This is a genomic window from Streptococcus sp. HMSC068F04, assembly GCF_001837455.1.
GTDB lineage: Bacteria > Bacillota > Bacilli > Lactobacillales > Streptococcaceae > Streptococcus > Streptococcus salivarius_D.
Window position 1 is genome coordinate 30,225 of the sequence record NZ_KV832457.1, and the last position, 12,646, is coordinate 42,870.

General features: G+C 36.9%; 9 protein-coding genes and 1 other annotated feature. Of the genes, 5 read left to right on the top strand and 4 right to left on the bottom strand.

Translation table 11 applies throughout. The features are described 5' to 3' along the window. Positions 1–25: 25 nt before the first annotated feature. Together yfmH and yfmF are read right to left on the bottom strand one after the other, a co-directional pair. The gene (gene yfmH, locus HMPREF2571_RS00650) at positions 26–1,303 is read right to left on the bottom strand and encodes an EF-P 5-aminopentanol modification-associated protein YfmH (RefSeq protein WP_070846975.1); all 1,278 of its coding nucleotides are present in this window, start codon (positions 1,301–1,303) and stop codon (positions 26–28) included. Position 1,304: 1 nt separating this feature from the next. Next, positions 1,305–2,555: an EF-P 5-aminopentanol modification-associated protein YfmF gene (yfmF, locus tag HMPREF2571_RS00655; protein WP_013991338.1), complete on the bottom strand. Its 1,251-nt coding sequence runs from the start codon at positions 2,553–2,555 to the stop codon at positions 1,305–1,307. Positions 2,556–2,632: 77 nt separating this feature from the next. On the opposite strand from yfmF, the gene yaaA reads away from it, so the two are divergent. Together yaaA and recF are read left to right on the top strand one after the other, a co-directional pair. Then, entirely contained in the window at positions 2,633–3,010 is a 378-nt protein-coding gene (yaaA, locus tag HMPREF2571_RS00660; protein WP_013991339.1) for a S4 domain-containing protein YaaA, read from the top strand. 2 nt (positions 3,011–3,012) lie between these two features. Next, positions 3,013–4,113: a DNA replication/repair protein RecF gene (gene recF, locus HMPREF2571_RS00665; RefSeq protein WP_013991340.1), complete on the top strand. Its 1,101-nt coding sequence runs from the start codon at positions 3,013–3,015 to the stop codon at positions 4,111–4,113. 181 nt (positions 4,114–4,294) lie between these two features. On the opposite strand, the gene guaB is transcribed toward recF, so the two are convergent. Together guaB and trpS are read right to left on the bottom strand one after the other, a co-directional pair. Further along, a complete protein-coding gene (guaB, locus tag HMPREF2571_RS00670; RefSeq protein ID WP_070846977.1) occupies positions 4,295–5,776 on the bottom strand; it encodes an IMP dehydrogenase in 1,482 nt (493 codons plus the stop codon). A 178-nt stretch (positions 5,777–5,954) separates the two neighbouring features. After that, positions 5,955–6,977 (bottom strand): tryptophan--tRNA ligase, encoded by a 1,023-nt coding sequence (gene trpS / locus HMPREF2571_RS00675; protein ID WP_014632478.1) that lies wholly within the window; start codon positions 6,975–6,977, stop codon positions 5,955–5,957. A gap of 44 nt (positions 6,978–7,021) precedes the next feature. Continuing rightward, positions 7,022–7,261: a binding site (T-box leader), on the bottom strand. 144 nt (positions 7,262–7,405) lie between these two features. On the opposite strand from trpS, the gene HMPREF2571_RS00680 reads away from it, so the two are divergent. The 3 genes from HMPREF2571_RS00680 to HMPREF2571_RS00690 all read left to right on the top strand — a co-directional run bounded on the left by HMPREF2571_RS00680 (position 7,406) and on the right by HMPREF2571_RS00690 (position 12,611). After that, positions 7,406–8,278 carry a YitT family protein gene (locus tag HMPREF2571_RS00680; RefSeq protein ID WP_014632477.1) on the top strand — a complete coding sequence of 291 codons (873 nt, stop codon included), beginning with the start codon at positions 7,406–7,408 and terminating at the stop codon, positions 8,276–8,278. A gap of 66 nt (positions 8,279–8,344) precedes the next feature. After that, positions 8,345–9,967 carry an ABC-F family ATP-binding cassette domain-containing protein gene (locus HMPREF2571_RS00685; RefSeq protein WP_014632476.1) on the top strand — a complete coding sequence of 541 codons (1,623 nt, stop codon included), beginning with the start codon at positions 8,345–8,347 and terminating at the stop codon, positions 9,965–9,967. 49 nt (positions 9,968–10,016) lie between these two features. Continuing rightward, a complete protein-coding gene (locus HMPREF2571_RS00690) occupies positions 10,017–12,611 on the top strand; it encodes a YfhO family protein (RefSeq protein ID WP_013991344.1) in 2,595 nt (864 codons plus the stop codon). The last annotated feature ends 35 nt before the right edge of the window (positions 12,612–12,646 follow it).

Below are 12,646 nucleotides of genomic sequence, written 5' to 3' on the forward strand. Positions count from 1 at the left end.
TGTCTCTATTATAGCAAATAATCACTTATTTAGGGAAGACAACAAAATCGGTAATCTCTATATTTGAGAGATAGTGATTCAAAAAATCCTTCAACTCCTTGGAAGTAATGCTCATCAGTTCCTGACCAAAATCAAAGTATGTTTTATCATTCTCAAAATAAGCTAAATATTGGCTTCCTAAATTCTGGATATTGTCTAGACTACGTAAAAATTCACCATACAAGGCTTTCTTTTGTAAATCCAATGCTTCTTCCGTCAACAATCGTTTTTTATCTGCCGATGTCATCACTTGACGAATTAAACTTGACATACGGATAGGCTCTGCAGTGTCCATAGTCATAATGACAAATGAATATCGATTAGATACCTCGTATTCAATTGACACAGACTCGTCTATTTTTCCTTCAGCATACCAATTTTGATAATAAGGAGACGTCCAGCCAAACAGTAAATTGAACAATAACTGTACCAGTATGTTTTCTCTCATACGATTATCAGTAAAAGGAACACTCTTAAAACCAATGGCTAGTTTTGAGATGAATATCTCCATTTGAAGACTATCTAATTTTTGGATATCTGACTCAATGGGGTGCTTTTCTTTCTCGACTATTCTCTCAGGTGGTGTAAACTTACTTTGTTTTTCATTGACAAAATTGTAAATATTTTCAACATCAAAATTGCCCACTAAGACGAGATGACAGTTTGCTGGCCTGTAAAAGCAATCAAAATTATCTTTTAAGTCCTTTACAGTAATTTCTTCAATGCTATCAACACTTCCAGCAATGTCTTGTCCTAATATAGTATTAGGATACAAACTTTGTAAACAACCTAGATAAACTCTGTAGTCAGGATCATCCTGATACATATTTATTTCTTGTTCAATAATTCTTTTTTCATGATTGACAGCATCTTCAGAACTTGTAAAGCTCGATGTAAACTTTAATAAAAGCTCTAAAGACTCCTCAAAGTGGTCAAGGGTAGAAAAATAATATGTTGTCTTCTCCAATGTTGTAAAAGCATTGACATCAGCTCCAAGCTTGACAAAATCCAATGTCACATCCCTTCCCTGCTCATCCTCAAATAGCTTGTGTTCAAGAAAATGAGCAATACCTGCAGGGTAAGATTGTGACTCACCATCAATATAAAAGTGATTATCTAGCGCCCCAAAATTTGTTGACAAAAAGGCGACTTTTTCTACAAATCCTTTTTTCTTAATGATTGATAAAGACATACCATTATCTAAAATTGCTGAATAAACTTCTTCATCAATTTTTGGATAATAACGTTTCTTCAAAGCAGCCATTTTAAGACACTCCTTCTAAAAAGAACAAACTCTGTAGCTTAACTTGACGTGCTACACGGCAAACATCTTTTTTAGTAACCTTCTCAATCTCATCTAACCAATTCTCCAATGAAAGACTTTTATCGCCAAAAATCACCTTATTAAAACGTTGTTCCACTAATGTTAAGGCATGATCTTCAGAGAGTAGAGCATTCATTCGTATGATTTTTTTGGTTTGATTCAGGAGAGAGCTTGAAAAACGTCCTAATTTAATGTAATTCAATTCTCTACTAATTCCTCGCATAGCCTGATCTCTATTAGATTTTTCAATTCCAGCGTAAACTTCTAGTAAACCTGTAAAGATATCAAATTGACTACTAATTGAATAAGCCAACCCTTCCTTTTCTCGAAGTGTTGTAAACAAGGCTGAATGGGCAAATTCACCGAACATTGCATTGAATACAATTAAAGCAAAGTAATCTTTATCTCCATATTGACACGGAAATTGGTACCCTAGCTGTAAAATAGATTGACTACTCTGTCTAGGTTCTATCTTTTCTTTCACAACATTGACATAAGGTTGACTATAGCTAAACTGTAAATCAACTTGACGTCCTTCCAAAGGAAAACGATGTAAAGCTTGGAGTACTTGATAATCATCAAATTCTCCAACCATAAAGATATCAATACGATCTCTTGTCAACATACTTTGAAATTCTTGATAAGCTGTAAACGAGGTCTCTGCTTCAACAAGTTCTGCTTGACCATATTTTGGAACTTTCAAGCCCTCATTTACAAAATAAAGCTCTCTTCCTTTAACTTCACTGTAATAGTAATTATTCTCCGTGTCAACATCCAGGTATGTCATTAAATTTTGTTTTTCTATGTCAAATACTTTATTTTGGTATTGGGCTACTCTTGACAGTGGCTTGTAAAGACACTCTTTCAAAAATCCTAGCACTTCCCAAAACAATCCATCATTCGTAGGGATAAAGGTATCTTTCAGATATGTCAACTCGATGTCAACGCTATGTGTCAATCCTTTAGTTGACACTCTAGTTGACAACTGTGTTCCATAAAGAAAAGCTAGTCTCTCTTTAAAAGACTGTACTGTTGGATACGTCTGATTGGCTGTAGCTAACATTTGTGAAACTAGGGCTCGTTTAGCAATTGTTTGTTTATTCAAAGATCCTGTCATTCGAAAAACAATACGATTAGTTTTATATTTTTGTGTTGGAATGAAGTGTACATAGACACCATCAGCAATTTTCATTGATAACCTCTAAAAAGTTTATGCTTCCAATTATACCATTTTTATGCTATCTTATCTCAAGAGAAAGTTGAGGTACTATGGAATATAAATTATTTGGTGAATACATCACACTGCAGGCACTTTTAAAAGAATTAAGTATCATTCATAGTGGAGGAGCTATAAAAGGTTTCTTGGCTAAGAATACCGTTTTATTCAACGGTGAGGATGAAAAACGTCGTGGAAAAAAACTTCGTTATGGAGATGTTATTACCATTCCGTCTGAGGAACTTGAAATAACGATTGTAGCTCCTACGACAAATGAAATTGAAGAACATCAAAAAGCAGTCGCTGAAAAAGCACGTGTTGCTGCCATTGTTAAAAAAATGAATCAGGATAATAAAAAGAAACAAAAAGCACATCCGTCAAAAGAAAGCAATAAAACTAAACGAAAACCCGTTCGTTTCCCAGGAACCTAACTATGTGGCTCGAAAAAATTGATATTCAACACTTTAGAAATTATACTGAAGCCTCTGTGAGCTTCTCACCTCATCTCAATATTTTTCTTGGTCGCAATGCCCAAGGAAAAACAAATATTCTTGAGGCCATCTATTTTCTAGCATTGACACGTAGTCATCGGACCCGTTCAGATAAAGAACTGATTCAATTTCAACAAAATACTCTCAAACTTAACGGCATCGTGCATCGTCATAGTGGGAAGCTACCTCTGGAAATCAGTTTATCTAATAAAGGACGCATAACAAAGGTTAACCACCTCAAACAAGCTAAATTATCCGATTATATCGGTCACATGACTGTGGTGCTATTTGCTCCTGAGGATTTACAACTTGTAAAAGGATCTCCAAGCCTGAGACGTAAATTTATAGATATTGATTTAGGACAGATTAAGCCTGTTTATCTCTCAGACTTATCAAGTTATAATCATGTACTCAAACAACGTAATGCTTATCTCAAATCTACTGACAATGTAGACATTAATTTCCTCTCAGTGTTAGATGAACAGCTTTCCGATTTTGGAACACGAGTTATCGAACATAGACTAGAATTTATCAAGCAATTAGAGGAGGAGGCAGATAGACATCATAGTAACCTCTCAAATCAGATAGAGCGCCTTAAAATCTCCTACGAATCTAATATCCCACTGGAAAATAACAAAGTTATTCGCGAATCATTTTTAACCACGTTAAAGCAAAATCACAAAAGAGATATCTTCAAAAAGAACACTGGTGTTGGTCCGCATAGGGATGATTTAACATTTTACATTAATGACATGAACGCATCTTTCGGTAGTCAGGGGCAGCAACGTAGTCTCATACTTTCTTTAAAAATGGCTGAGATTGCTCTGATAAAAAAAGTAACAGGTGAATTTCCTATTCTTCTCCTCGATGATGTCATGAGTGAGCTTGACAATCACCGTCAACTTAAACTGTTAGAAAGTATTGACGAAGAGGTTCAAACCTTCATGACGACAACTTCACTTGATCATCTGAGTAACCTACCACCTGATTTAAAGACCTTCTTAGTTAAGAATGGTGATATTTATGAAAAACAAGTCGATTAAATGACTTGTTTTTCTATTTTTCGTGATTGACACATGTGACAAGCGTTACCCAATAAGCTGTAAATCATTTTCGCCTAAACCCTTTTATCAACAACCATAATCACGTAAATACGTTGTAAACTTATTGTAAATATCTCTGTAAACAAAAAGTACTTATCTGAGATAAGTACTTTTATGTTTATTAATGAGCTGAGTAGTTAGGCGCCTCGTTGGTAATTTGAACATCGTGAGGGTGACTTTCAATAAGTCCTGCACCTGACATTTCAACAAACTGAGCTTTGTCATGTAAAACCTGAATATCTTCTGCACCTGTATAACCCATACCTGCACGGATACCGCCAATCAATTGGAATACAATATCAGCAGCAGAACCTTTATAAGCTACACGGCCTTCAATTCCTTCTGGAACAAGTTTATTCGCTTCATTAACTGCACCTTGGAAGTAACGATCGCTTGATCCCTTCTTCATCGCTGCAATTGATCCCATACCACGGTATGATTTATATTTACGACCTTGGAAAATCTCAGTTTCACCTGGTGCTTCATCAGTACCAGCAAACATAGAACCAAGCATTACAGCATTACCACCTGCTGCAAGAGCTTTTACAATATCACCTGAGTATTTGATACCACCATCAGCAATAATTGTTTTTCCGTATTCACGCGCAACACTTGCAGCATCGTAAATAGCAGTGACTTGAGGAACACCTACACCCGCAACCACACGTGTTGTACAAATAGAACCTGGTCCGATACCTACTTTAACGACATCGACACCTGCTTCATAAAGTGCACGCGCACCTTCAGCTGTTGCAATATTTCCTGCAATCAAAGTACGATCTGGGAAGTGGGCACGAATTTCAGCAATTTTACGAAGAACACCTGCTGAATGACCATGTGCAGTATCAATGACAATAGCATCTGCGCCTGCTTCAAAGAGAGCTTCTGCACGTTCAAAGGTATCAGAAGTAACCCCTACAGCACCTGCGACCAAAAGACGACCGAATTCATCCTTAGCTGCATTAGGAAACTCGATAACTTTTTCGATGTCCTTAATAGTAATGAGTCCTGACAAACGACCTTCTTCATCAACTAGAGGTAGCTTTTCAATACGATGCTCATGAAGAATACTTTCAGCTGTTTCAAGATCTGTTCCAACTGGAGCAGTGACCAATTTTTCAGAAGTCATGTGTTCTGAAATTGGAGTATCGTAATTAGAGATAAAACGCATATCACGGTTTGTGATAATACCAACCAATTTACGATTTTCAAGTGTCTCAACAATTGGAACCCCTGAAATACGGTAACGTTGCATCAACTCTTCAGCTTCAGCAACTTTATTTTCAGGCGTTAAGAAGAATGGATCAATGATGACACCATTTTCAGAGCGCTTTACTTTTCGAACTTCTTCAGCTTGTTCCGCAATAGACATGTTTTTGTGAATGACACCCAAACCACCTGCACGAGCAATTGAGATAGCCATCTTACTATCTGTGACCGTATCCATGGCTGCAGTGATAATTGGGATATTTAATGTCAAATTTTTAGCCAATTTCGTCTTCAAGTTGACGTTGTTTGGTAGAACATGACTTTCCGCAGGAATAAGCAATACGTCATCAAAAGTGTAACCTTTTTTCAAGAATTTAGTGTCCCAATTTGACATTATAATCGTCCTCTTTTCTCAAAGTTTTGAGGTACAGAAACCCCAGTCTATTTTTTAATTGATAATATCATATCATGCTAAAATGATTTGTCAACAGATTTCGCATAAGATTCTAAGAAAACCTTTTTCCAAATAAAAATAGGGCTCTAGATTATCTTGAGTCCCTACTTTTTATTTCTTAGAAATAATTAATTCCCATTGCTTCTTTTACTTCTGCCAATGTTTGTCCAGCAACTTCACGCGCTGCTTGACTACCTTTTTCAAGCATACGGAAAACTTCTCCCATATCCTTGGCATATTCTAAACGGCGTTCACGAATTGGAGCTAACTCACGTTCTAAGATTTCTAGAAGATAACGTTTTGTCTTCACATCTCCTAAACCACCTCGTTGATAATGTTCTTTCATTTCAGCAATTGTAGTAGCATCCTCTTCGCGACCAAAGATATCAAGATAATGGAAAACCATGTTACCTTCAATTTGACCTGGATCTTCCACACGAATATGATTTGGATCCGTATACATGCTCATGACTTTTTTACGAACAGTATCTTCATCATCTGAAAGGAAGATTCCATTCCCCAAGGATTTAGACATTTTAGCATTACCATCTAGACCTGGAAGGCGCCCTGCAGCTTCATTTTCAGGGTAGATTCCCTCTGGCTCAACCAAAATATCACAATTATAAGTATGATTGAAGCTACGTGCAATTTCACGTGTCTGCTCAATCATTGGCTTTTGGTCATTACCTACAGGAACATAATTTGCTTTAAAGGCCGTGATATCAGCTGCCTGAGAAATTGGATAAACTAGAAATCCTGTTGGAATAGATCCTCCGAAGCCTTTTTGAGCAATTTCCGTCTTAACCGTTGGGTTACGCTCTAAACGTGCCAATGAAACTAGGTTCATGTAATACATAGTCAACTCAGCCAACTCAGGAATCTGACTTTGAATGAAAATAGTTGACTTAGCTGGATCCAAACCTACAGAGAGATAATCTAAAGCAACATTCCCAATCGATTCTTTGATGATTTCTGACTCTTTTGCGTGATCCGTAAGAGCTTGCTGATCAGCCAAGAAGACAAACATGTTATATTTATCTTCGTCTTGTAAAAGGACACGATTTTTTAAACTACCAACATAGTGTCCTAGATGAAGTTTCCCTGTTGGACGGTCTCCCGTCAAAATAATAGGTTTCGTCATATAATTACCTCTCTAATACAAAAAAATCCCCACGCAAAAACATGCGTGAGGGCGTTAATCACTTTTGATACGCGGTACCACCTCAGTTGATAACTCTTTCTGCAGCTATCATCTCAAACCTTCTCAACAAAGAAGTTGCACGATAAGGGGTGCCAAACCTAACGTTTATGTGTTCACGTTAATCGTCAATTCTCTTCAGCCCATTCATTCCACCTTCATACTGATTTTCAGCAACCACCAGCTCTCTATAAAAAAGGATAGAATTACTCTTCTGATGACTATTATTCTACATTGTTTTATCTATTTTTGTCAAGATTATGTTTCTAGTTTCACGTGAAACACAACCTCAGATACAACCAAAATAGTCATTACTTGACGGAAACTTAAAAAGACTTGATAATAAGAATATCATTTCTAGGAGATATTATATGAAACGTCGAATAATAGACATACTTTTAGTTACACTCGGTTCTTTTATTGCTGCGGTTGGCTATAACTCACTTTTAGTTAAGAATAATATTGCTTCAGGTGGTGTCGGAGGGCTAGCCATTAGTTTAAACGCCCTTTTTGGTTGGAATAATGCTAACTTCGTCTTAGCAACAACCATCCCTTTGTTAATTTTATGTTGGTGCTTTCTTGGCCGCGAAGTTCTCCTAAAAACCTTCTATGGGTCTCTTGTCTTCCCAACTTTTATTAAATTAACTGAGGGATTACCTACACTCACCAAACAACCTTTGTTGGCTGCTATTTTTGGGGGAATTGTATTAGGGTTAGGACTAGGAATAGTTTTTTATGGAAATTCCTCAACTGGAGGAACTGGAATTATCACACAAATTCTCAACAAATATACGCCACTCCCACTAGGAATGGTACTACTTATTGTCGATGGAATCATTGTCGCAATCAGTGCTATTGCCTTTCCTCCTGATACTGTTATGTATTCCATTCTCTCACTTGGAGTTGTTTCTCTTACAATTGATAAAATGATGGTCGGACTCAATTCATCACGAAATCTTCTAATCATTTCGCAAAATAGTGAACAAATCCTAAACTACATCACTAGAGTGGCTGATCGAGGAGCAACAAAAATCCCAGTTCTTGGTGGACATACCGGACATGCACAAAATATGATTATGACTACCTTGTCAACTCATGAGGTTCCAAAAGTCCAAGAAGAAATCCAAAAAATAGATGAAACTGCCTTTATCGTCATTGTTCCTGCTTCTACAGTTATGGGACGTGGATTTAGCCTCCAAAAAGATTACCAAAGAGTTCCAAATGACTTTATTAATCCCTTGTAAAATCGATTGAAATAAAGTCTAATTTCTCGTAAAATAGTAGTTAAGAATAAAAATAAAGGATATTATATGCTTACTGTATCAGATGTATCGCTTCGTTTTAGCGATCGTAAACTTTTTGATGATGTTAACATTGCCTTCACGCCAGGTAATACTTATGGTCTTATCGGTGCTAATGGTGCTGGTAAATCTACTTTTTTGAAAATTTTAGCTGGTGATATCGAACCAACAACAGGACACATCTCTCTTGGTCCTGATGAACGTCTTTCTGTCCTTCGTCAGAACCACTTTGACTATGAAGAAGAACGCGTTATCGATGTTGTTATCATGGGTAATGAACGTCTCTACGATATCATGAAAGAAAAAGATGCCATCTACATGAAAGAAGATTTTTCAGATGAAGATGGTGTCCGTGCTGCTGAACTAGAAGGACTCTTTGCTGAATTAGGTGGTTGGGAAGCTGAAAGCGAAGCCTCACAATTGCTTCAGAATCTAAATATCTCAGAAGACCTTCACTATCAAAACATGAGTGAATTGGCTAATGGTGACAAGGTCAAGGTTCTCCTTGCAAAAGCACTCTTTGGTAAACCTGATGTACTTCTTCTTGACGAACCTACCAATGGTCTTGATATCCAGTCAATCTCTTGGCTTGAAGATTTCTTGATTGATTTTGAAAATACGGTCATTGTCGTATCCCATGACCGTCACTTCTTGAATAAGGTGTGTACGCATATGGCCGACCTTGACTTTGGTAAAATCAAACTCTATGTCGGTAACTATGACTTCTGGAAACAATCTTCAGAATTGGCTGCACGCTTGCAGGCTGACCGTAATGCCAAAGCAGAAGAAAAAATTAAGGAACTTCAAGAATTCGTTGCTCGTTTCTCTGCCAACGCTTCAAAATCTAAACAAGCGACTTCTCGTAAGAAAATGCTTGATAAAATTGAGCTAGAAGAAATCGTCCCATCAAGTCGTAAATACCCATTCATCAATTTCAAAGCAGAGCGTGAAATCGGTAATGACCTTCTAACAGTTGAAAATCTCACTGTTAAGATGGATGGTGAGACTATTCTTGACAATATTAGTTTCATCTTACGACCAGGAGATAAGACTGCCATCATCGGTCAAAACGATATTCAAACAACTGCATTGATTCGTGCTCTTGCCGGTGATATTGACTACGAAGGTACAATCAAATGGGGTGTTACTACTAGCCGTTCTTACCTTCCAAAAGACAATTCTAAAGACTTTGCATCCGGTGAATCAATTCTCGAATGGCTCCGTCAATTTGCCGAAAAAGGTGAAGATGACGATACCTTCTTGCGTGGATTCCTTGGGCGTATGCTCTTCTCAGGGGATGAGGTTAATAAATCTGTTAGTGTTCTCTCAGGGGGAGAAAAGGTACGTGTCATGCTTTCTAAACTCATGCTTTTGAAATCTAACGTCCTTCTTCTAGATGATCCTACTAATCACTTGGATTTGGAATCAATCTCAAGTCTGAATGATGGCGTCCGTGACTTCAAAGAGTCTGTTATCTTTGCCAGTCATGACCATGAATTTATCCAAACAATAGCGAACCACATCGTAGTTGTTTCTAAAAATGGGGTTATTGACCGTATTGATGAAACTTATGATGAGTTCCTTGAAAATGAAGAAGTGCAAGCTAAAGTCAAAGCACTATGGGCTGATTAAACTATAAAAAGATGCAGGTTGGGATATCCCAACCTGTCTTAGTATCATTATGACAAATAAAAAATACCATACGACTTTATTATTTTATCTGGCTGCTTTTTTCTTGCCAGTACTAATCATGATAGGGGTGCTGTATAGCCAAAAAATCTATCCTGGTAGTGAGCGGACTATTTTAACAAGTGATGGATTTCATCAGTATGTGATTTTTGCAACTGGACTTCGGAATATACTTCATGGAGATGGGAGCCTCTTTTACACCTTTACAAGTGGTCTAGGGCTTAATTTCTATGCTTTAACAAGCTATTACCTAGGTTCCTTCTTGTCTCCACTTTACTATTTCTTTACTGTCAACCAAATGGCCGATGCTTTTTATTATATAACACTAATTAAATTCGGGCTTATTGGGTTATCAGGAGCTTTTAGTTTTAAGCGGCTCTTTACAAAAGTGTCAAGAAGTTTCATCCTATGTCTTTCTACAGGATTTGCTTTGATGAGCTTCGCTACCAGTCAGTTAGAAATTAATACCTGGCTAGATGCCTTTATTCTAGCACCTCTAATCATATTAGGTTTACATCTCTTACTAAGATTCAATAAACGGGGCTTATACTTTTTTAGCCTAACCTGTCTTTTTATCCAAAATTACTATTTTGGTTATATGATGGCTATTTTCCTAACCCTTTACACCATAGTACAATTGATAACTATCAAGGGATGGAAGAGTAAGATTCTTCATTTCATAGACTTTGGAATTGTCTCTATACTCGCTGGTTTAAGTAGTGCTGTCATGTTACTACCTACACTACTTGACTTGACCACACATGGTGAAAAGTTTACAGGTGCGTCAAGTTTGTTGACAGAGTCCACCTATTATTTTGACTTCTTTGCGAAAAATCTCGTTGGAGTTTACGATACTACTAAATTTGGATCAATCCCTATGATCTATGTTGGAATCTTACCTTTGATTCTTTTTCTACTTTTCTTTATTAGTAGGGAAGTCAAGCTATCATTACGTATAGGTTATCTCCTATTAGTAGCTTTCTTTATCGCTAGCTTCTACTTACAGCCTCTTGATTTGTTTTGGCAAGGCATGCATGCACCCAACATGTTTCTCCATCGCTATTCTTGGCTCCTATCTCTCCTAATTGTTCTTTTGGCAGGAGAAACACTCAACCGAATTAAAAACTTTTCTTTTAAAAGACTCCTCCTATCTTTCTTAGGATTGAGTACCGCTTACTTACTAACTTGGATTTTCCAATCTCACTATAGCTTTATTGAATCTGTCTCCTGGCTATTAAGCTTAGCATTTCTTCTAGCCTATGCCATTCTATTTATTAGCTATTTTAGACAGCAAATTCCTGGGAGTGTTTTTCGCTGTTTCACCTTCTTATTCTGCATTTTTGAGCTTGCATTAAGTACTTACTATGTTGTTGGAGCTCTGGGAAATGAGTGGGTATTCCCAACTCGTGAAGGCTATCTACGAAATATGTCTGCCATTACAAAACTAGTTTCAGATACTAAGCAAGCGAATAAGACTTTTTACCGTACTGAAAGGTTAGAGGCTCAAACCGGTAACGACAGTATGAAATTCAACTATAATGGTATCTCTCAGTTTTCATCCATTCGAAATACTGCTTCAAGCTCAACACTCGATAGGTTAGGCTTCAAATCTGAAGGGACTAATTTAAACCTACGTTACCAAAATAACACCATTATCGCTGATAGTCTCTTCGGAATAAAATATAATTTATCGAACTTTGACCTTAATAAGTATGGTTTTAATCACGTAACTTCTGAAAAAACAATAGGGCTTTATCAAAATAATAATGCAAGCCAGCTTGCTATCTTAACTGATAGTATTTACAAGAATATTGACTTCACTGTCAATACGCTTGACAATCAAACTAGCTTGCTAAATGCTCTATCTGGACTTAACTTAACATATTTTAAACGAGCTCCATCTCAACTATTTGATCAAGATGCTAAGTCTTTGAATCAGCGCGTGGCTAAAAACGTTAGCAACTCGAATAAAGATTTTGTAACAATCACCTATCGAGTTATCGCTCCACCACATAGTCAACTCTATGTTAGTATTCCTAACATTTCTTGGTCCGATGACAATAACCACTCTCTGTCAATTACTGTAAATGGTGTGACAAGGAATCAAGTTACTGACAATACCTTTGATTTCTTCGATCTTGGCTACTTTGAAACAGAATCAATGGTTACCATCAAACTTAGTTTTCCTGGCAATAAAGCAATATCCTTTGATAATCCTAGTTTTTATGCCCTTGATACTCAAAACTATCAGATAGCTATGGATACTATTAATGAACGTGATAGCAAGGTTACGACGTCAAATAATAAAGTGTTCGTTGGTTATAGTAGTAAAACGAATGCCTCACTATTCTTCACCATTCCATACGATAAGGGGTGGACAGCGACCATAAATCATAAAAAAGTTAAGATTCATAGAGCTCAAAAGGGGTTCATGAAAGTCGATGTCCCTAGTGGGAAAGGTAAAGTTGTTCTAACCTTCATTCCCTATGGTCTTAAGACAGGTTTATTGATTAGTCTATTGGCAAGTATCATATTTTGTTGCTACGCTTATTTCATCAGAAAAATAACCGTTATTCAAAAAAGCTGATTATCTTAAATCATAACCACCCGTCTAACGGGTGG